The following is a 21,823-nucleotide window of genomic DNA, read 5'->3' as shown; positions in this document are numbered from 1 at the left end:
TGCAATAAACTAATAGTATCCTACAATAATTTATGCTAGTTAAACGGAAATTATCATCTATTACCCTGCTTGCTAATTAGTTTTAAATCATCTATAAATGACTTAACAGGCTCGTCTTTAGTAGCCCAAGATGTTACTAAACGCACTGCAGAATTATCCTCATCAATTCTTTGCCATATAAAAAACAAATATTTTTCTTGAAGTTTCTCAATTGTTTTATTAGGCAATATTGGGAATATTTGATTTGTTGATGAATTTATTAAAAATTTATATCCACACTCTTTAATTCCTAATTTTAATGTTTCCGCCATAAAATTAGCATGTCTCGCTAAATCAAAATAAAGATCATTTTTAAATAGCTCCAAAAACTGTATACCTATTAACCTGCCTTTTGCAAGTAATCCACCCTTTTGCTTAATATGATATCTAAAATCCTCTTTAAGATCCTCTTTGCAAATAACAAGGGCCTCACCCAGTAATGCACCGTTTTTAGTTCCACCTATATAAAAAACATCAGCTAGTTTTGGCAAGTCTGAAATCTCTATATCATTTTCTTTTGAGCATAAAGCGGATCCAAGCCTTGCTCCATCAATATACAAAATTATATTGCTTTTCTTGCAATATCCATATAACTCTTCTAATTCTTTTTTCTTATATATAGTACCTATTTCTGTTGGGTTTGATATGTAAACCATTTTAGGCTTTACCATGTGCTCATCAGTATGTTCATCTATAACCATTTGTATATGAGTAGGTTTAAGTTTTCCATCCTCAACTTTTATAGAAATAACTTTATGACCAGTTGCCTCTATTGCTCCAGTTTCATGAACTAATACATGTCCTGTATTTGCTGATATAACAGCCTCATGCGGTCTTAAAAAAGCTGAAATGACTGTAAGATTTGTTTGAGTTCCACCACAAAACATATGAATATTGACATCATTACACTTTAATTTATCCTTTAATAATTTAATAGCACCTATTGAGTATTTATCTTCTCCATATCCCTCTGTTTGTTCCATATTTGATTTCATTAATGCTTTCAGTATATTTGGATGAGCGCCTTCACTATAATCATTTTTAAAACTATACATTTATTTTCCCCTCTCTACATCATTGGTTTATTTTAACTTTATGTTTTTGTTATAACTTTTTATATTTTGAGCTTTCTATATCTATTATAGGTCGCCATTATTTCTTGCTTTCTAGGCATTGCTAAACTACCGCTTCCACCTTTTAATCTATCCATGGATATTAACCCATCTCTATCTATTTGGCAAATTATATTATCAACCATGTCACCAAAATTCAAACCCTTATTCATAAGACTTACTTCTGCCCATTTCATAATAATTCCAATAGCATTTACTTGTTCACTGTCAACTATTTGTTCTACCGCCCTTAACTCTATATCCTCGCGATTTATACTTAAAACACTTAACCCTATTGTTTTCATCTTAATACCTTTATCCCCTTGTGTTATAGTTCCAGCTTTGACTACTCTATTAAAAACAACATTTGTTTTTAAATCTCTATCAATAATTCTTTGCATTATATTACCACGACTTAACTTTTTAGCCTCTTTTGTAACATCCTTTGCTTCATAGTTGTCCAATTGAATTACGCTGTCTGCTACATCGAAAAACTCTCCTGAACTTCCTACTACCATTATTGTTGAAATACCATTTTGCTTATGTAAAGGTCTTACTATTTCTATAAATGGTGTAATTGGTTCCTTTTCCTTTGAAACTAATTTTTGCATTAAATCATCTCTCATCATAAAATTGGTGGCTGAAGTATCCTCATCTATTAATAGTACCTTTGCTCCACTTTCTATTCCCTCTATTATATTCGCCGCTTGTGATGTACTTCCACTTGCATTTTCTGTAGAAAATTCTATAGTATCTTTACCGTTAGGTAGTTTACTAATAAATAGAGATATATTCGTTTTAGTTATGCATCTGCTGTCTTCTGCCCTTACCTTTAAGGCTGATTCATCTGTTATAACAAGTTCTCTACCATCACCTTCAATATGATTATAAACTCCAAGCTCTAAAGCTTTTAATAATGTAGATTTACCATGATATCCTCCACCTACTATAAGTGTTATACCATCCTTAATTCCCATGCCACGAATTTTACCATGACTCTTTGTATTAAATTCTACTTCTAGGTCTTTTGGTGATGCAAATGCTATACCACCTTTTAGTGCTTTTGTAGACACTCCACTCTCTCTAGGTAATATTGATCCATTAGCCACAAATGCAACTAACCCTCTACTCGTGAGTGACCTTCTTATATATTCTTGGTCTTCTACAAGGGTTACTCTACTTGTTAATTTTTCACTATCTATGTTTTTATATATTAAAGTTTTTTCAACAATATTTGGTATAACATTATATAAAATTTTCTCAAGTTCTCTGGCTAGTACACTTCTCCCTCTTGCTGGAAATCCAACATAAAATCTAGCTTCTATTTTATTTTCATCTATTATTATTGAAGTTCTATCTAATATTTCCTGTGGACATTTACTTATTGCTATTAATCCACTTTTTCCAGACCCAAAAACCTTTTCAGAACACTTATTTATATTATAATGAAATTCTCTTGTTAAAAAATCGGCTACTGCAATATTTTTGATTTTATTATCAAAAATTTCTTTTGGAAATTTAGAAATATTCTGATCTACTATTACTCTAATTCTTGATGGTGATGCAAAAGGATCTCCTTGAACATGATCTATAAAAAGCACAAAGCTTCCAAAATCATACTCTCCCTCTAAATTTTTATATAATCTATAGCTTTTCCCATCAATTTTATCTATTTCCATTTTCAAAACTTGTGAACTTTTCATATAACTCTCCTTTATTTAACATATCCAATATTTTATAACAAAAGAACCAATCGCAGAGACTACTACTCATCCCGATTGGCTCCTTATATTTTTTATTCAATTATAATCTCAAATTTACTTTATATCAAGTAATCTTGATTTTCTTCTACACTATCACTAAATCTTACAGTTCTATATTTAGTGAAATCCAACCATTTATTTGCAAACTTCTCATTCATATCTTTTTTATATTCATTAATGTATGAGGATAAATCTTTTTGTGATGTTAGTTTAATACCAAATCCTTTTTCATTTATAATAACTATAGATTCATATGAGTATTTTTCTACTGGTATAACATCTATTAACTTACCATTTCTTATTTTAGAGGCAAGACCAGCATTTAATGCAATTACATCAAAATCTTTTGTGTATTCATAACTTGATCCAAGAAAAGGAACATTATCTCCTATTTTATATTGGGTAGCCTTTATCAATTCCTTTTTGATTGCTAGTGCTTTAATATCAAAATAATATTCATCAAAACAATTAATAGTAAATTTAAGTTTATCTTTACTAAAGGTAGTTTCTATAATACTAGTAGACTCTACCACCCCTGAAATAATTCCACCACCACTAACATCATAACCATCTACTATTACAAATCTACCTGTATTTTGGTTATCTGCAAATTTATCAAAACATATTTTTTCCTTTGTCCTTATAGTAACTTCAGCTACATCATTAGTTTTTGCCTCAGTTGCATCTTCATAAGTTCCTATAGTACTTGCATCTATGACTTTATTAAAAGCTACAATTTCACATTCTACTTCTTGAGTTACAAGTTTTATCTTGTATTTTTTACCCTTTACTAAACTATTTTTTCCCATCCAAAATATATTAGTAGTAAAAAGATCAGCAATAACAGGAGCATTATCAATGTGTGAAATTATTTCTCCTCTTTTATTGAAAAACTCATCTTCAAAAGTAATTCCCACTGACATTCCTGCGCTTACTGTACTTACCCTGTCTTTTTCTACAAAGGCTTCTATACTTTTAACTTTTGTAGTCCTGTTTGATGGAGAAATAAGAATTTCATCACCAACCTTAAGCGTACCTGCTTCTATTCTACCTGCAATTATTCTCCTATTATCAAATTTATATACATCTTGAATTGGGAATCTTAGTGGTTTTGCGTCTAAGCCTTCTTCCTGAGTAAATAAATCTAATGATTCAAGAACAGTTTCTCCTTTGTACCAAAATAACTTATCTGATTTTGAAGTTAAATTTTCACCATAAAATGCTGAAATAGGAATATAACTCATTGGATGTACATTTAATTTTTTTAGAAAAGCATTCATTTCATTTTTTATAACATTAAATTTTTTCTGACTGTAAGCTATAAGATCCATTTTGTTAACTACAACACATACCTGCTTTATACCAAGTAGTGATAATATATAACCATGTCTTTTAGACTGTTCTTGTATTCCCTCTTTAGCGTCTATTATAAGTAGCGCGGCTTCAGCACTAGCTGCACCTGTAATCATATTTTTAAGAAATTCTATATGTCCTGGTGCATCTATAATTACGTAATCCCGTTTATCTGTATGAAATTGAAGTGATGTTGTATCTATTGTAATTCCCTGTTTTTGTTCTTCTTCAAAAGCATCTAATAGATACGCATATTCAAAAGGTTTACCTGTTTCTTTAGCAATTCTTTTAACTTTTTCAATTGCACCTTCTGGTAGTGATTTTGTATCATACAATAATCTTCCAATTACTGTAGACTTACCGTGATCTACATGTCCTACTGCAACTATTCTTAATTGTTCTCTTGTATTTTCCATTAGTAATAAACCCCTCCCTTACATGTAACCATCTTTACGAAGTTTTTGCATAGCATATGAATCTTCTTGATCTTGAGCTCTACCTGCTCTTTCTCCTGTTGTAGTATGTTTTAATTCTTCAATTATTTGATCAATCGTCACCGCATTGGACTTTATCTTACCTGTACACTCAGCACATCCAAGGCTTCTGTATCTCTCGCCGTTCTTTGCAAAATATAAATCTATAAGTGGTATATTTTCTCTTTGTATATAAGTCCATATATCTATTTCATTCCAATGAAGTATTGGATGAACCCTTATATGATTTCCTTTTGGAAAATCAGTTTTAAATTGATCCCAAAGTTCTGGTGCTTGATTAGTGTAATCCCACTCTGAATCCTTATTTCTTTCACTAAATACTCGTTCCTTTGAGCGTGAACCTTCCTCATCACTTCTAATTCCAAGAATTAATCCATCAAATTCATATTTTGTAACCACTTGTTGAAGTCCATCCGTTTTTAGTGCTTTGCAACAAACGAGTCTTCCTTTATCTGGCCCCATACCTGCGTCGATTGCTTCCTGATTTGTATGCACTATAAGGTCGATATTAAACTCTTTAGCAATTTTATCTCTATATTCGATCATCGCAGGAATTTTATGCTTTGTGTCTACATGAATAAACGGAAAAGGAGAATGTCCGAAAAACGCCTTCTTTGATAACCACAATAATACTGTTGAATCCTTACCAATTGACCATAACATTCCAAGTTTACCTAGTTTTTTATAAGATTCTCTTAATATGAAAATACTTTCTGCTTCTAATTCATCTAAATGATCCATAAATTAACCTCCCTAATATTTATTAGCTTCCGCTACATTTGTTGTAATAATTATCTCAACCTTATTTGGCTTATATATGTGCCAATGAAGAAGATTTTTTTCTTTTTTAGTGTTTAAATAAGTTCCTTTGCCACCAATATCAGCTCCAAGATAGTAATTTATAGCCTGGACTGGACATTCTTTAAGACACGCAGTACACCCCCAACATTCCTCAGAGTATTTTATAAAAGCTTTCGATTTATCATTTTTAAAAATGAGATTTCCCGGACACATCTGGATGCATTTACCACAACCCACACATTTTTGTAAATCTATTTTAATGCTCATAAACTTCATCTCGCTTTACTAAGTTTCTAAAGACAACTTGAACCGTGCCTTCCTTATATATAGTATTTACATACTTAAGTAAGTTTTCGTCTTTTTCCTTGAAGTCTGCATTTTCACCATAACATTTCCAACGGGTTTCTTTCCTTGCTAGAAGATGAACTATTAAAACTTTGCATACGTATAACCTATCAATAACTTCGTATATTTGAAGTAATTCTCTCATATCTTTAGCCCTTAAATCATTTGAAAGAACTAAAATTTCTTCTATTTTTTTACTAGCAATTTGTAACTTAGAAGAATTAAAAACATAATTTTTAGATATACCACCTGCATATTCATCCATTACCTTTTGCATAGCCTCTTCAATACCATTTATAGAAAATAAGCTATCATTCTTTTCAAGAAAAGTTTCTAATAATTTTACTTTAGCAGAAATTTCTTTATCATCAATTAGCTTGTTTTTCTTATTTTTTATAAACTCAGTTGCAGCATCTGCTGCAATTTCACCTTCTACGAAACAACCAGTAACGTATTTCTTAGGACTTCCACCAGCGACATCACCAGCTGCATATAAGCCAGAAATAGTTGTAGATCTTTTAGTATCAACCCAATATCCACTAGCCGCATGTCCACCTACTATATAAGGTTCTGTACCTTCTATCTCAAGGTTCTCCTTGCTAGGTCCATCTCCATCTTCAATCCACTTTAAAGTCTGAGCTGGTGCCATATTAAGATATGCCTTGTAAAGTTCTTCCTGTGTTCCACCCGAAATGCCTTTTGTTTTTAAATAACAAGGGCCGAGGCCCTTACCATTTTCCTCTACAGTTGCAAACAATCTTATAGTCGTCAATGGTTTGCCATATTTTTTTACATATTCATCTCCACTAGCATTAACTTGCCTTGCACCAATACCTTGAGCCACTGTACCTGTTGGTGCTATAGTATCCTTACACCTTAGAGCAATAAATCTCATTTCAAAAGAGGTCATTTCAGCTCCGGCTCTTATACCCATAGCATAACCTGCCCCAGTATTAAAGGGTGAATACCACATTTTATGTTTAGAAAAGCCAGGATTATTAGGTTTATAAAGGCCAGAGGCTCCGCCGGTAGTACAAATTACAGCTTTCGAATATATTACGTAGAAAGTATTTTCTTCTATATGAAAACCATAAGCACCAATGACTATATTATCTTTAATAATATAATCAATTATATTTACCTTGTTTAAAACATTTATATTTGTCATTAAATTAATCTCATTTGCAAGAAGTGGTTTTATGTTTTCACCGTTAATTTTAATACTTCTTTTTCCACGAGTTACATATTTACCATTCAAGTCCTTTAAAATAGTAAGACCTATACTCTCCATATTTTTTGTAACCTTATTTAAATTCTTAGCTATAGAATAAACTAAATCTTCTCTTACTATTCCCTCTGCTTCTTTTTTAACATAATCTACAAAGTCTTCTGGGGTATATCCCTCATTAATATATGCATTGATTGCATTAACACCTGCTGCTAAACATCCACTTCTTTTTATATTGGCCTTATCTGCTACAATAATATTAATATCTTGATTTTTACTTAAGGTTAATGCTGCATAACATCCAGCGGTGCCTCCACCAACTACTAACACATCTGTTTCTAATATTTTTGTTTCAAGCTTCATTATATCCTCCTAGCCAAGACATTTTAAAAATAATTATAAATACACTAGTAAATTTTAGGTACTAACTTCAAGTAGTCCAATATTTGATCTACACATTGATCTACTGTTTTCTCTTTTGTGTTTACAACAATTTCAGGATTTTCAGGTTTTTCATAGGGGGAAGATATACCTGTAAATTCTTTGATTTCGCCAAGTCTTGCCTTCTTATATAAATTCTTAGGATCTCTCTTTTCACATTCCGAAAGGGGGCAATCAACAAATATTTCAATGAAATCATCCCCAAGTGTAGAACGTGCCATCTCACGATTTGCTTTTAATGGAGAGATGAAGCAAGCAATGGTTATTAATCCTGAATCTACAAACAATTTCCCTATTTCGCTAATTCGGCGTATATTTTCATTTCTATCCTGCTTTGAGAACCCAAGATCAGAGTTTATACCTAGGCGAATATTATCTCCATCTAATAGATAAGTTGCTTTGCCCATTTCATTTAATCTTAAATCTAAAGCGTTTGCTACCGTTGACTTTCCAGAACCTGATAACCCAGTAAACCATAATAACTTAGATTTTTGCGATAATAAATTTTCGCGTAACTTCTGAGTTACAAACGTATCATGCCAAGTAAGATTTTCTATGCTCATTTATATTCACCTCCATTAATTTTAAAAACTAAGCCCTATCGAGGCCCCATTTATATCTCATATTTTTCTCAAGTCTTGAAAAAACAAGTTTATCCACAACTAACCCAAGAATTATTATTACTATCATTACAGCTACAACTTGGCTAATGTCGGCTAAGTCACGGCCTACCATAAGCACTTGGCCAAGCCCTTTTGTTGAAGATAACATTTCTCCTGCCATCAAAGCCCTCCATGCAAATGACCAGCCCTGCTTAAGTCCGCTAACTATATCTGGAAGTGCTGCTGGCAAAATTACATGGGTATAAACTTTACTACCCCTTGCACCCATTGTTTTTGCAGCTCTTATATATAATGGATTTACATTTTGTATTGCATATCTAACTGATATTGCCACAGCAAACGTTGAGCCAATTGCAATTACAAAAATTATTGAAATCTCACTAAGTCCAAACCAAAGAATAGCAAAAGGCAACCAACAAATACTAGGTAAAGTTTGAAGTCCTAAAATTAATGGTCCTAAATTTTCATCTAAATACTTAAATTTAGCAATTGTAAGTCCTAGAGTAACTCCTATTATTACTGATATAAAATATCCAACTACAATTCTCTTTAAACTTGCAACAATAGCTATTCCTATTGTGTTATCTTTTATAAGTGAAATCAAAGTACCAAAAACGTCAAAAGGTGATGGGAAAATATAAGGTTTCCAAATTTTCAAAACATCAACACCTAGTTTATAAATCCCCTCCCATATCACTATCAGGAGTATATAGAACAGTATTTTCTTCAATATTCCAATCACCATCGTATTCTGCTTTTGCAACCTTCTCCACCTCCTCTTTTAATGCTTTCATTATCTTAGATGTATAATAAGCTATATCACAACTTTCCATTTCTCTTGGTCTTGCAAGTTCTATCTTAAATTCTTGCTTTATTCTACCAGGATTCGCCGCCATCACAACAACTCTATTAGCTAAATAAACTGCTTCTTCTGCATTATGGGTAATAAAGATAATTGTTTTTTTTGTATTTACCCAAATTCGTTGTAACTCTTGTTGCAGCATCATTTTAGTCTGACTGTCAAGGGCTGCAAAAGGTTCATCCATTAACAGTATTTCAGAATCAAGAGATAGTGCACGGGCGAGAGCTACCCTTTGCTTCATTCCACCTGATAACTCATAAACATAAGAATCTTGAAATTTTGATAAATGTACCATTTTTAAATAGTGGATAGCCTTCTTATATCTATCTTCCTTTGGCATTCCAGCCATCTTCATTCCAAACTCTACATTATCTATTACCTTAAGCCATGGAAATAATGCTGCTTCTTGAAACATTACTGTTCTATCAGGACCCGGACCTGTTATTTCGTTACCATTAAGTAGAACAACACCTTTGGTTGCCTTTTCAAGTCCTGCTAGAATATTTAGTAAAGTTGATTTTCCACAACCAGATGGCCCTAATATGCATACAAAGTCGCCCTTTGTAATTTCTAAATTAAAATTTTCAAGTGTACTTGTTTTCTTATGCTTTGAAATAAACTCCTTACTAACATCCTTAACTATAAGACTCAAACGTGTCACCTCTTTTATTTGATTTGAACTTGATCTTTTTCTTTTAAAACCTTATTTAAAATTGTAAGGTTAAACAAATTCTTTGTGTCTGGATTTAATCTTAAGAACCCTTCTTGAAGTGAAAATTTAACAAAATCTAAAACAGAATCCTTTTCTGGATTATTTGTAATTGTTAACCTTTTAAACGCAGCATCTAAAACATCCTTTTCTATTCCTTTTTTTGTTAGTTCAGTAATCTGTTTATTAACTATTACCTTAGCTCTACCCGGATTCTTATTAATATAAGTAGTAACATCTACATGTGCTTTTATAAAATTTTCAACAATCAATGGATGCTCCTTTAAAAATTCAGTTCTTACAACTACTACAGCTGTTGTATATTTTCCTTGTCTGAATAATTCTTTATAATCCAGGATAATATTTGCTCCTGCCTCTTTAATAAGCCTTGAGCCCCAAGGTTCAGGTACTAATGCGGCATCTATGTCCCCTTTTTTTAGTAATGCTAAAATGTCAGCATTTGATGCTTGCCTTATTTCAACCGTTCCACCCTTTGTTTTATCCTTAAGTCCATTTTCAGACAATATGTTCCTAAGTGTTAAATCTTGAGTATTTCCAAACTGTGGGACTCCAATTTTTTTACCACTCAAATCTTTCAAATTCTTGATAACCATTCCCTTTTTAGATACAAATATTGCCCCAGCATCCGTTGCACCTGCTACGATTTGAATATCCCCTTTTGATTTTGAATATCCATTGATAGCAGGGCCAGGTCCAATATATGCAATATCAATAGCTTTTGCAAATAATGCTTCTACTTCTGCCGGTCCTGCATTAAATAATTTCCACACTACTTTGTTTTTCGTTCCTATAACCTTTTGAAAGTTACCTTGCTCTCGTCCTACAAGAGCCTGAGAATGGGTTATATTTGGGAAATATCCAACCCTTACATTAACATTCTCATTTACCACTTTTTTTGATGAACATCCTGATAATCCAGCGATAATTAAAAAGCCTGCTAGTATTGCCCCTGAAACTTTAAATCCCTTTGAATTTTTCAATGTGGGCCTCCTACTAAAATTAGTTTTAGTGAAATATTCAACACTATCTATATATTAAATAATACATGTCTTAAATATCTTTATACTCTACATTTTTTTAACTTTTAACTTTTAACTATTTTGTCAGAAGTATTTAATTATACTTTTAAAGTATTCATAGCGCTTAACCATACTTATCCTATAGGTTAGGTGTATATTATCATTAGTCTAATGAATTGTCAACAAAATTATTGCTATTATTATCCTATATATTTTTCCATACTTTTTTCGTCTATTTAAAATATTGCTAATAAACATTTTCTAATAAAACATTTATAATGAAAGAATTGGATCACTTATATAAGTTTATTATTTAGTATAGAATATACCAAATAATAATGGGAATAATATATTAAATAAGTAACTTAATAAAAATTTTAATGTTTTACGTAGTTTTGATAACTATGTATTGAAATGTTTGTATTCCTATGGTATAATGTTAATATAGAATAAGTAATTTGATTTATATAATTTAGTTTTATGGAGGTGTATTATGGAAGTTAAAGATAGTTACATTATAGTAGCATATGGAGATTCTATTACAAAAGGTATTATTTATGATGATAAAAAATCTAAATATGCAACTTTAAAAGAAAATTTTACAAGTATTATAGATAATAAAATAAAAGGACCTGTGTATAATGCAGGTAAATTTGGTAATACAATTATGCGTGGTGCACTTAAAATGTATAATGATGTGATTAAAAAATCACCTGATATAGTTTTAGTAGAATTTGGTGGTAATGATTGCGATTATAAATGGGATGAAATCGCCAAAAATCCTGAAATGGAATACAAACCCAACACTGATATATATACTTTTCGTGAAACATTACTTTCAATGATTGATACATTAAAAAATAATCACATAATGCCGGTACTTCTTACTTTGCCTCCACTTGATCCTTTAAAATATTTTAACTGGATTTCAAAAGAAGATTCTAATTCGGAGAAAAACATTTTACATTGGCTAGGAACAAAGGATAGACTTTTTACTTGGCATAATTCTTATAGTAAAATGATTACTCAGGTAGCTAATGAAACTGATACTGTACTTATTGATATTCGCTCAGAGTTTTTAAAACATAATGATTACACTCGTTTTTTATGTAAAGATGGGATACATCCAAACATCGAGGGCCAGTCACTAATAGCAACTGTTATATTAAATTTTCTAAAAGAAAATTATAATTTTTTATTAGAAAGTTAAAAAAACAAATTTACTTGGCAACAGTCATTGGAAATTATTTTCAATGACTGTTGCCTTTATTGTTAAATTATAACATTCGTTTATGTTGGTAAATTCCTTAGAAATAATCTGTAAATTGTTATTTTTGACTCATTTTAAAATCGAACTTGCAAAATTATAAAATCGTGGTACAATTTATATAATTACTTTATAAAATTAGAAGGGGGTAATATTGTGAATACTAGCATTGGTTATCCTGAAAAGCAGGGATTATATGATCCTGCTAATGAAAAAGATAATTGTGGCGTTGGCTTTGTAGTGAATGTCAGAGGTGAAAAAACCAACGATATTATAAAAAAAGGGCTAAAGGTTCTCGTGAATTTAACCCATAGAGGTGCAGTAGGGGCAGACCCTAAAACTGGCGATGGCGCAGGAATACTTGTTCAAATTCCTGATGAATTTTTTAGAATTAGCTGTGACAATTTAGGACTCGAATTACCTAGAGTCGGAAAATACGCTGTAGGAATGATTTTTTTACCAAAAGAACCGGCATTGAGATTTCAATGTGAAGGCATATTCGAGAGAATTGCAGAAGAAGAAGGACAAAAAATAATCGGCTGGAGATCTGTTCCTATAGATAGTAGAAACATTGGTGACACAGCAAAAGGAACCGAACCTATTATAAGACAGATATTTATAGGGTCAACCTTTAAGGATGAATCACTTTCCGAAGATGAACTACAAGAAGAATTTGAAAGAAGACTTTATATTATAAGAAAAAGAGCTGAAAGCGAAGTAATCAAATTGGTTAATAGAAGCACAGAATATTTCTACATATGTAGTCTTTCTAGCAGAACAATTGTTTACAAGGGACTTTTACTTGCTGAACAAATAAAAGGCTTTTACATTGATTTGCAAGACATAAATTTTAAAAGTGCTCTTTGCCTTGTTCATCAAAGATATAGTACAAACACCTTTCCAACTTGGGATTTAGCACAACCTTTTAGATATTTGGCTCATAATGGTGAAATAAATACTATTCGTGGAAATAGAAACTGGATGAATGCTAGGGAAGGAATAATAAAATCTAATGTGTACGGAGAAAATCTTAAGAAGTTATTCCCAATCATTAGTCCTAATGGTAGCGACTCAGCTTCCTTAGATAATATGTTGGAACTATTAAAAATGGATGGAAGATCTCTACCTCATAGTTTAATGATGTTGATTCCTGAAGTTTGGACTACAAATGATGATATGAAAGATTATAAGAAATCATTTTATGAATATCATGGATCGCTTATTGAACCTTGGGACGGCCCAGCTGTCGTTGCATTTACGGATGGAATTAGAATAGGTGCAACTCTGGATAGAAATGGACTTAGACCTGCAAGATATGTAATAACAAAGGATGGTTTTGCTGTTCTTGCCTCTGAAGCTGGAGTTCTTAAATTTAAACCAGAAGATATCAAAAAAAAGGGCAAACTTCAACCAGGAAAGATGTTCCTAATTGATACAAATGAAGGACGAATAATTACAGACGACGAAGTTAAAAAAACAGTTTGTACAAGTAAACCTTATGGCGAGATGGTTTTAAAAAACAAACTATATCTAGAAGATTTTGATGGTGTAGTTGATGAAGTTATAATAGATAAAGATATTTTAAAGGAAAAACAGCAAGCCTTTGGTTATACTCTAGAGGATTTAAAACTTATCTTATCCCCTATGGCGAAAAACGGTAAAGAGCCCATTGGTTCTATGGGAAATGATACTCCGCTTGCTGTTTTATCTAACAAACCACAGCTTTTATTTGCTTATTTTAAGCAACTTTTTGCACAAGTTACCAATCCTCCAATTGATTCAATTAGAGAAAAAATGGTAATGTCATTAATGAACTATGTGGGCTCTCAATATAATGTTTTAAATCAGGATTCTAATGATAATCCATTTATTGAAATAAGCAGACCCCTTCTAACGAATTTAGAAATGGCTAAAATTAAGAATTTAAAAGATAATGCTTTTAAAACTACAACAATCCCTATAACTTTTAAGGCAGACACTGGGGTTGAAGGTTTCAAAATGGCACTTGATAAAATTTGTGAAAGAGCCTCTACAAGAATTAAAGAAGGATATAATATTATCGTTCTTAGTGACAGATTAGTAGACTCTTATGATGCTGCAATTCCAAGTTTGCTTGCGTTATCTGCTGTTCAGCAGCATTTAATACGCGAAAAAACCAGAACTTTTGTTTCTATAATAGTTGAAACAGGAGAAGCAAGAGAGACAATGCATATGGCCTTATTAATTGGTTATGGTGCAACTGGTGTTAACCCATACCTTGCATTTAAATCAATTGATAATATTATAAATGAAGGTGATATAGAAAATATTTCTATAGAAAAAGCTCATGAAAACTATATACATGCAGTATCACAAGGTCTTCTAAAAATATTATCAAAGATGGGAATATCAACTATTCAAAGTTATCACGGGGCACAAATTTTTGATGCTGTTGGCTTAAATTCGGACTTTCTACAAAAATATTTTGGAGAAACACCATCTAGAATTGGCGGAATTGGTATAGAAACTGTGGCAAAGGAAGTATTAATTAGACATAAAAATGCCTTTAATAAGTTAAGAAAACCTATAGCAGAACTCGATGTTGGTGGATTATATTCTTGGAGAAAAGATGGAGAATATCACCTATTTAACCCTGATACAATATATAAACTTCAAGTAGCTGCAAGGACTAATGATTACAACTTATATAAAGAGTATTCAAAAATTATAAATGAACAAGACAAACATTTATGTACAATTAGGGGATTATTCGAACTTAATTATGGAAATGAAATTCCAATAGAGCAAGTTGAACCAATAAGTGAAATAGTTAAGCGTTTCTGCTCAGGTGCAATGTCATTTGGATCTATCAGTAAAGAAGCTCATGAAACTATGGCTATAGCTATGAATAGACTTGGTGGAAAAAGTAATACTGGTGAAGGTGGAGAAGATCCTGAAAGATTCAAGGTTGATCAGAATGGAGATTTAAGGCGAAGTGCAATTAAACAAATAGCTTCTGCTAGATTTGGAGTTACAACTGAATACCTTGTTAATGCAGATGAATTACAAATTAAGATAGCTCAAGGTGCGAAACCTGGAGAAGGCGGTCAACTACCTGGTAAAAAAGTAGATGTTAATATAGCAAGACTTAGGCATTCAACGCCTGGAATTGATTTAATATCACCACCACCTCATCATGATATATACTCAATTGAAGATTTAGCTCAGCTTATTTATGATTTAAAGAGTGTAAATCCTCATGCACGAATTAGTACGAAATTAGTTTCAGAATTAGGAGTTGGAACAATCGCTGCTGGAGTTGTTAAAGCACATTCTGATGCTATAGTAATAAGTGGTCATGATGGTGGAACAGGAGCTTCCCCACTATCATCTATTAAGCATGCAGGACTTCCTTGGGAGCTTGGACTTGCTGAGACTCAGCAAGTACTTCTACTAAATAATTTAAGAAGCAGAGTAACAGTTCAAACTGATGGTCAGCTTAAAACAGGCCGTGATGTTGTTATCGCTGCACTTCTTGGAGCTGAAGAATTTGGATTTGCAACTACAGCTCTTGTAGTACTAGGTTGTACTATGCTAAGAAATTGTCATTTAAATACTTGCGATATGGGTATAGCTACTCAAGATCCAGAACTTCGTAAGAATTTCAAAGGTAAACCTGAATATGTTGTAAACTTCTTTACCTTTATTGCAATGGAAATAAGAGAGCATATGGCAAAACTTGGTTTTAGAACTATGAATGAAATGGTAGGTAGAGTAGATAAGATTAGCCCTAAAAAAGCAATCACTCATTGGAAAGCAAAAAATCTAGATTTATCAAATATTTTATATAAACCAGATATGCCAAAGAGAATTAAACGTTACTGCGTTATTGCTCAGAATCATGGTTTAGACAATTCTTTAGATTATAAACTTATTGAAATGGCAAAAGAATCTTTAGAAAATGGAATGAAAAGTACATTTAACTTAGAAATTGAAAATGTTAATCGTTCTGTTGGTGCAATGTTAAGTGGAAGAATTGCTATGAAATATGGCGCTACTGGTCTTCCAGATGACACAATAACATTAAATTTTGTAGGAGCTGCAGGTCAAAGTTTTGGAGCCTTTGGTGCTAATGGATTAACATTGAAATTAGTAGGAGATGCAAATGATTATGTTGGCAAGGGATTATCTGGTGCTAAGATTATTGTAAAAACACCAGAAAATTGTACTTTTGTTCAGGATGAGAACTTCATTGCTGGTAATACAATTCTTTATGGAGCAACTTCTGGTAAATTGTTTATAAACGGACTCGTAGGTGAACGTTTTGCAGTAAGAAATTCAGGAGCCCAAGCTGTAGCTGAAGGAATTGGAGATCACGGTTGTGAATACATGACTGGCGGAGTTGTAGTTATCATAGGAAGAACTGGTAGAAACTTTGGAGCTGGAATGAGCGGTGGTATAGCATACGTTATAGATGAGAATGAAACTTTTAAATCAAAATGTAATATGGAAATGATTGAAGTAGAATCAATAATCTCAAAATCAGATTTAGATCAACTTTATTCAATAATAAAAGAACATTTTGAGGCTACTAACAGTAACAAAGCAAATAAGATTTTAAACAATTGGAATGAATATAAATCAAAATTCAAAAGAGTAATACCAACCGCTTACAAAGCAATACTAGAAGGAAAATAGAATAGAGATAAAATGCAATAAGAAGATATAAGACTGTTCTCTCAAATTTTTGAGAACAGTTTATACTTTTCAATTTTGGAGGTGTTAAATTTGGGAAAATTGCAAGGTTTCAGAGAATTAAAAAGAGAAACTGCAAAAAAACGCCCTGTTAAAGATAGAATTAAGGACTCTAAAGAATTATTCATAAAATTTCCAGTTGATAAATTACGTCAGCAAGGTGCAAGGTGCATGGAGTGTGGTGTCCCTTTTTGTAACTGGGGCTGCCCACTTGGGAACTTAATTCCAGATTGGAATGACATGGTATATAAAGAGAAATGGGAAAAAGCATATGACAGATTAACTCTTACAAATAACTTTCCAGAATTCACCGGCAGAATTTGCCCTGCCCCTTGTGAAGGTTCATGTACATTAGGTGTTAATAGAGATCCCATTGCAATAAAGGAAATAGAATTAAATATTATAGAAAAAGCATTTGAAGAAGGATGGACAAACCCACAAGAACCTAGAGTAAGAACGGGTAAAAAGGTTGCTATAATTGGTTCAGGTCCATCAGGTCTTGCAGCTGCTGCTGAGCTTAATTCTGTAGGACATGATGTAACTGTATTCGAGAGGGACGACGAAATAGGCGGACTTTTGCGATATGGTATACCAGACTTTAAATTAGATAAAAGTATAGTTGAAAGACGTGTGAACTTTATGAAAGAAGAAGGCGTTAATTTTAAAACTAACGTAAATGTTGGCATAGATTATAGTGCAAAAGATCTTTTAGCTCAGTTTGATGCTGTAGCTTTAACCGGTGGAAGTACAATCCCTCGTGATTTGAAAGTTGAAGGACGCGAGCTTAAGGGTGTACACTTTGCTATGGATTATCTAAAACAACAAAATAGAAGAGTTTCAGGCAAAGAAATAGAAACTACAGAAATAAATGCTAAAGACAAAGTAGTACTAGTTCTAGGCGGCGGTGATACAGGTTCTGATTGCATTGGAACAGCTATTAGGCAAGGCGCTAAGAGCGTATATCAGTATGAGATTATGCCAAAACCTCCGGCCAACCGTGATGATTCAATGCCATGGCCAACATATCCTAGAACATTAAAAACTACAACTTCACATGAAGAAGGTTGTAACCGTGATTGGAATGTTACTACAAGAAAATTCACTGGTGAAGATGGCTTTGTTAATACTCTCCATGCCACTAAAGTGGAATGGACACATACTGAAAAAGGCATGCAAATGGTTGAAATACCAGGCTCAGAATTCGAGTTAAAAGTTGACCTAGTTATTTTGGCTATGGGCTTTCTACATCCACAACATGAAGGATTGCTTACCGATCTAGGTTTAGACTTTGATATCCGTGGCAATGTAATTGTAGATGATAATTATATGACTAAGACTAAAGGTGTTTTTGCTGCTGGTGACATGAAAAAAGGTCAATCACTAGTTGTTTGGGCAATATATGAGGGTCGCTTAGTTACTAAAAATATTGATGAATATTTAATGGGAGAAACTTCGTTAAGAGGATAAAAAATAGTAAAACTTAGGGACGGTTATCTAAAAATATCCTCGTGATTAACGAGATTTTTTAGACTGCCGTCCCATTTTATAATTTATTTTAATATTTAATATTTAATGTGTATTATTGTCTATTTTCTTTAAAACTAGAACAGTTCTACTTGGTGTGTTTATTGTGACCCCTGTTTTATTATCCCTATGCTTTAATACTTTGGTGTGATAAATATAATTCGTATCAATTCTACTTTGTCCACCAAACATAACTTCATCACTGTTAAAAACAACCTTGTAATCACCATTTTCTGAAGTTGGAAGCTCATATTTAGGGAAAGAGCAAGACGGATTAAAGTTAAACAGAAACACAAGACCTCCTTTTCTAAAAGTAAGCAGTTTAAGTTTTTCATCAGTCCAAAGATTTTGCACGTCACTAGCACTTAAGACTTTATTATATTTTATAAACTTTATCATTTCTCTATCAAAATTTGATAAGTACTCATACTTGAGATCCTTGTTTTCCATAAGACTCCATTGTCTTTTTGCATATTTATAACTCCAATTGTTACCTTCTCTTGGAAAATCAATCCATTCTGGATGACCAAATTCATTCCCCATAAAATTTAAATATCCCTCTCCACCTAAAGTTATAGTAATAAATTTAATAAGCTTATCCATTTCTATTGCACGATTTATTATTAAGTTATCATCATCTTTGAGCATATGAGAATACATTTCCTTATCGGCTAGCCTAAACATTAATGTCTTATCACCTACAAGGGCCTGATCATGTGATTCAGAATAACCTATGTTTTTCTCCATAGGCCTTCTACTAGTTAATTCATACCATAATTGATTCATACTCCAATTTTCATCAGATAACTCTTTTAGTATTTTTACCCAAAGATCAGGTACCCCCATAGATAAGCGGTAATCAAAACCCAGACCACCAAAGCTTACCGGTATACACATTCCTGGCATTCCACTCATATCTTCAGCTATTGTTATCGCTGTAGGATTTACTTCCCTAATTAAATCATTTGCAAATTGAAGGTATGTAATTGCCTCTATATCCGTCTCCATGCTAAAGTATTTACTGTAATCTGTAAATGCTACTCCTAGTCCTTGGTGATGATATAACATGGATGACACACCGTCAAATCGATAACCATCAAAATGGTATTCTTCGAGCCAAAACTTAATATTCGATAATAAAAAATGAATAACCTCTGGTTTTCCGTAATTAAATAGCTTTGTACCCCAAGCTGGATGATTTCCTTTAACACCAGTATGAAAGAATTGATAATCAGTTCCGTCAAACTCATTAATACCCTCAGCTATGTTTTTAATTGAATGAGAATGTACTAAATCAAGTAACACTGCAATTCCCATTTGGTGAGCAGTATTAATTAATTTTTTTAAATCCTCTGGGGTGCCAAACCATGATGAAACGGCGTAAAAATTAGATACTTGATAACCAAAAGAGGCATAATAAGGATGTTGCATGATTGCCATAAGTTGCAGCGTATTATAACCATCAGCTTTTATTCTTGGAAGTATATTTTCTGTAAACTCATTAAAAGTACCAATGCCCTCTTTTTCCTGTGCCATTCCTACATGAGCCTCATATATAAATAATGTTTCCTCACTTTTAATATGAAATTCGCTATCCTGCCACTTGAAATCATGATTTGGCTGCCAAATTTGTCCTACAAAATCATGTGTAATAGTATCCTGCACTGTTCTCTTAATATAAAGTGGAATTCTATCTCTTGATATTCCTTTAGCTACTACCCTTACCTTAACGCGTGACATATGCTTAAGAGCTTGCAACCCTTTCAAGAAAATTTCCCAATTTCCATTTTCTGTTTTTTGCATTGGATGTGTATGTGGATTCCAATAATTAAAGTCACCGATCAAATAAAGAGCATCAGCATTAGGAGCCCATTCTCTATAAATCCAACCATCTTTCATTAAATGAAAGCCATAATATAATTCACCATTTGCAAAAGATTTAAAGTCTTGATTATAACCTAGTAATTTTTTCTTAGAAGATGAATAAGAATTCATTCTAAGGTTAATATCGCTTTCATATGGTTTAAGGTATGGATCAATATCCATTATTTTAATATGTTCATCTTTATTATCTTCCATAAAAAAGCACTTCCTATTCATAATTTTTTATAAACAAAATATGTTATCACTAATATATTAAATTCGACTAAATATTGTAAAAATCCTTTGTTTTTAAAAAAATAAATAAGGAAACTTAAAAAGAGTAGCTTTACGTGATATAACATCATGTAAGCTGCTCTTTATAACTATTAGTTAATGGAGTTCATAGCACTCTCAATATCAAATAGTATATCTTCAATATCTTCTATTCCAACAGAAAGCCTTAGCAAATCATCGAAAACTCCCATTTGCTCTTTTTCATCATTAGTATTACTAGAACATATTGTTGAAGCAGGATGAATAATTAGTGTTTTAGTATCACCAATATTGGTAATATTCAATATCATTTTTAAATTATTAATAAATTTAAAAGCATTCTCTTTACTCCCAAGCCTAAAAGTTAAAACCCCACTAGCTCCATTTCTATAATACTTTTGAGTTACATTATAGTATTTAGAAGTTGGAAGACTCGGATAATTTACTGATGTTACCTTACTATTGTTACTTAAAAATTTTGCTACTGAGAGAGTATTTGAACAATGCTCTCTCATTCTAAGTGACAATGTTTCAATTCCAGTTAGATTTAGAAAAGCATTAAAAGGTGCAAGTGACGCTCCAATATCCTTTCCTACTGTATTTCTAAGCTTTGCAGTGTAGGCCATTTTACCAAACTTTTTACTATACTCATTAAAATTCTTATATTTGATATCCTTATATTTACTACTTCCTCCATCTACTATGATTCCACCGATAGAATTTGAGGTTCCGTTTATATATTTAGAAGTTGAATGGATAACAATATCTGCTCCATATTCAATTGGTCTTATAAGGAATGGAGTTGTTATCGTAGAATCTACAATAAAAATAACATTATGTTTATTACAAACCTTAGCTACTTCCTCTATATCCAATACATCTAGCTTTGGATTACCTAATGTTTCTCCAAATACAATTTTTGTATTTTCATTTATAACCTCTTCTAAACTCTCTTCATCTAAATTTTCTAAAAACTTAACATTTATACCATAACTTTTCAGATTTTTAAGAAGTGCATAAGTTCCCCCAAAAAGGCCACTAGATGCTATTATTTCGTCTCCACACTCAACGATATTCATTATTGCAAGATATATAGCACTCATACCAGAGGCAGTAGCAGTAGCTGCTAGTCCACCCTCGATACTTGCAATTCTTCTTTCAAACGAAGTAACAGTAGGGTTTGAAATCCTAGTATACGCATATCCCATACTTGTACCCTTCATTATACCCTCTAACTTCTCTGCCGTATTATGGGCAAATGCATTTGATAAATGTAGTGGCGTATTAGTTGCTCCTGTTTCATCAGTTTTTAGATTCCCATGTATTAATTTAGTGTTGAATTTCATATTTAC

The 21,823-nt window shown here is 32.2% G+C and carries 15 protein-coding genes; 3 read left to right on the top strand and 12 right to left on the bottom strand.

What is annotated here, in order from left to right; translation table 11 throughout:
- Positions 1-53: 53 nt before the first annotated feature.
- The 10 genes from KPL54_RS14565 to KPL54_RS14520 all read right to left on the bottom strand — a co-directional run bounded on the left by KPL54_RS14565 (position 54) and on the right by KPL54_RS14520 (position 10,771).
- Complete coding sequence (locus KPL54_RS14565; RefSeq protein ID WP_216107239.1) at positions 54-1,094, bottom strand: threonine aldolase family protein; 1,041 nt, start codon at positions 1,092-1,094, stop codon at positions 54-56.
- A 59-nt stretch (positions 1,095-1,153) separates the two neighbouring features.
- Positions 1,154-2,854 (bottom strand): ABC-ATPase domain-containing protein, encoded by a 1,701-nt coding sequence (locus KPL54_RS14560; RefSeq protein ID WP_216107238.1) that lies wholly within the window; start codon positions 2,852-2,854, stop codon positions 1,154-1,156.
- Positions 2,855-2,973: 119 nt separating this feature from the next.
- On the bottom strand, positions 2,974-4,683 hold the full coding sequence (locus KPL54_RS14555) for a sulfate adenylyltransferase subunit 1 (RefSeq protein WP_216107237.1): 1,710 nt from the start codon (positions 4,681-4,683) through the stop codon (positions 2,974-2,976).
- A gap of 18 nt (positions 4,684-4,701) precedes the next feature.
- A complete protein-coding gene (cysD, locus tag KPL54_RS14550) occupies positions 4,702-5,502 on the bottom strand; it encodes a sulfate adenylyltransferase subunit CysD (protein ID WP_071612711.1) in 801 nt (266 codons plus the stop codon).
- A 12-nt stretch (positions 5,503-5,514) separates the two neighbouring features.
- Positions 5,515-5,829, bottom strand: coding sequence for a 4Fe-4S dicluster domain-containing protein (locus KPL54_RS14545; RefSeq protein ID WP_216107236.1), 315 nt, complete (start codon positions 5,827-5,829; stop codon positions 5,515-5,517).
- Positions 5,819-7,498 carry an adenylyl-sulfate reductase subunit alpha gene (locus KPL54_RS14540; RefSeq protein WP_216107235.1) on the bottom strand — a complete coding sequence of 560 codons (1,680 nt, stop codon included), beginning with the start codon at positions 7,496-7,498 and terminating at the stop codon, positions 5,819-5,821. Before KPL54_RS14540 ends, KPL54_RS14545 begins: the two co-directional genes overlap by 11 nt.
- A gap of 44 nt (positions 7,499-7,542) precedes the next feature.
- Positions 7,543-8,139 (bottom strand): adenylyl-sulfate kinase, encoded by a 597-nt coding sequence (gene cysC / locus KPL54_RS14535; RefSeq protein ID WP_216107234.1) that lies wholly within the window; start codon positions 8,137-8,139, stop codon positions 7,543-7,545.
- Between the two features lie 28 nt (positions 8,140-8,167).
- Entirely contained in the window at positions 8,168-8,944 is a 777-nt protein-coding gene (locus tag KPL54_RS14530; RefSeq protein WP_216107268.1) for an ABC transporter permease, read from the bottom strand.
- On the bottom strand, positions 8,874-9,713 hold the full coding sequence (locus KPL54_RS14525; RefSeq protein WP_216107233.1) for an ABC transporter ATP-binding protein: 840 nt from the start codon (positions 9,711-9,713) through the stop codon (positions 8,874-8,876). Before KPL54_RS14525 ends, KPL54_RS14530 begins: the two co-directional genes overlap by 71 nt.
- Positions 9,714-9,727: 14 nt before the next feature.
- Entirely contained in the window at positions 9,728-10,771 is a 1,044-nt protein-coding gene (locus KPL54_RS14520) for an aliphatic sulfonate ABC transporter substrate-binding protein (protein WP_216107232.1), read from the bottom strand.
- A gap of 532 nt (positions 10,772-11,303) precedes the next feature.
- Here KPL54_RS14520 and KPL54_RS14515 point away from each other — a divergent pair.
- The 3 genes from KPL54_RS14515 to KPL54_RS14505 all read left to right on the top strand — a co-directional run bounded on the left by KPL54_RS14515 (position 11,304) and on the right by KPL54_RS14505 (position 18,278).
- Positions 11,304-12,020 carry an SGNH/GDSL hydrolase family protein gene (locus KPL54_RS14515; RefSeq protein ID WP_216107231.1) on the top strand — a complete coding sequence of 239 codons (717 nt, stop codon included), beginning with the start codon at positions 11,304-11,306 and terminating at the stop codon, positions 12,018-12,020.
- 213 nt (positions 12,021-12,233) lie between these two features.
- On the top strand, positions 12,234-16,754 hold the full coding sequence (gene gltB / locus KPL54_RS14510) for a glutamate synthase large subunit (RefSeq protein ID WP_216107230.1): 4,521 nt from the start codon (positions 12,234-12,236) through the stop codon (positions 16,752-16,754).
- Between the two features lie 90 nt (positions 16,755-16,844).
- A complete protein-coding gene (locus KPL54_RS14505) occupies positions 16,845-18,278 on the top strand; it encodes a glutamate synthase subunit beta (protein ID WP_216107229.1) in 1,434 nt (477 codons plus the stop codon).
- 102 nt (positions 18,279-18,380) lie between these two features.
- On the opposite strand, the gene KPL54_RS14500 is transcribed toward KPL54_RS14505, so the two are convergent.
- On the bottom strand, positions 18,381-20,414 hold the full coding sequence (locus KPL54_RS14500) for an alpha-amylase family glycosyl hydrolase (RefSeq protein ID WP_216107228.1): 2,034 nt from the start codon (positions 20,412-20,414) through the stop codon (positions 18,381-18,383).
- Positions 20,415-20,584: 170 nt separating this feature from the next.
- Positions 20,585-21,817 carry an O-acetylhomoserine aminocarboxypropyltransferase/cysteine synthase family protein gene (locus KPL54_RS14495; protein ID WP_216107227.1) on the bottom strand — a complete coding sequence of 411 codons (1,233 nt, stop codon included), beginning with the start codon at positions 21,815-21,817 and terminating at the stop codon, positions 20,585-20,587.
- Positions 21,818-21,823: the final 6 nt, after the last annotated feature.

Origin of the sequence: Clostridium estertheticum (assembly GCF_018861295.1) — a bacterium.
GTDB lineage: Bacteria > Bacillota > Clostridia > Clostridiales > Clostridiaceae > Clostridium_AD > Clostridium_AD estertheticum_D.
This window is presented reverse-complemented; position numbering and strand designations above follow the sequence as displayed.

Bases quoted from the DNA above. Each gene is read 5' to 3' on its own strand.
- KPL54_RS14545 (WP_216107236.1), bottom strand. From the start codon at position 5,829: ATGAGCATTAAAATAGATTTACAAAAATGTGTGGGTTGTGGTAAATGC.
- KPL54_RS14495 (WP_216107227.1), bottom strand. From the start codon at position 21,817: ATGAAATTCAACACTAAATTAATACATGGGAATCTAAAAACTGATGAA.
- KPL54_RS14555 (WP_216107237.1), bottom strand. From the start codon at position 4,683: ATGGAAAATACAAGAGAACAATTAAGAATAGTTGCAGTAGGACATGTA.
- cysD (WP_071612711.1), bottom strand. From the start codon at position 5,502: ATGGATCATTTAGATGAATTAGAAGCAGAAAGTATTTTCATATTAAGA.
- KPL54_RS14565 (WP_216107239.1), bottom strand. From the start codon at position 1,094: ATGTATAGTTTTAAAAATGATTATAGTGAAGGCGCTCATCCAAATATA.
- KPL54_RS14540 (WP_216107235.1), bottom strand. From the start codon at position 7,498: ATGAAGCTTGAAACAAAAATATTAGAAACAGATGTGTTAGTAGTTGGT.
- KPL54_RS14515 (WP_216107231.1), top strand. From the start codon at position 11,304: ATGGAAGTTAAAGATAGTTACATTATAGTAGCATATGGAGATTCTATT.
- KPL54_RS14560 (WP_216107238.1), bottom strand. From the start codon at position 2,854: ATGAAAAGTTCACAAGTTTTGAAAATGGAAATAGATAAAATTGATGGG.
- KPL54_RS14500 (WP_216107228.1), bottom strand. From the start codon at position 20,414: ATGGAAGATAATAAAGATGAACATATTAAAATAATGGATATTGATCCA.
- KPL54_RS14530 (WP_216107268.1), bottom strand. From the start codon at position 8,944: ATGGTGATTGGAATATTGAAGAAAATACTGTTCTATATACTCCTGATA.
- cysC (WP_216107234.1), bottom strand. From the start codon at position 8,139: ATGAGCATAGAAAATCTTACTTGGCATGATACGTTTGTAACTCAGAAG.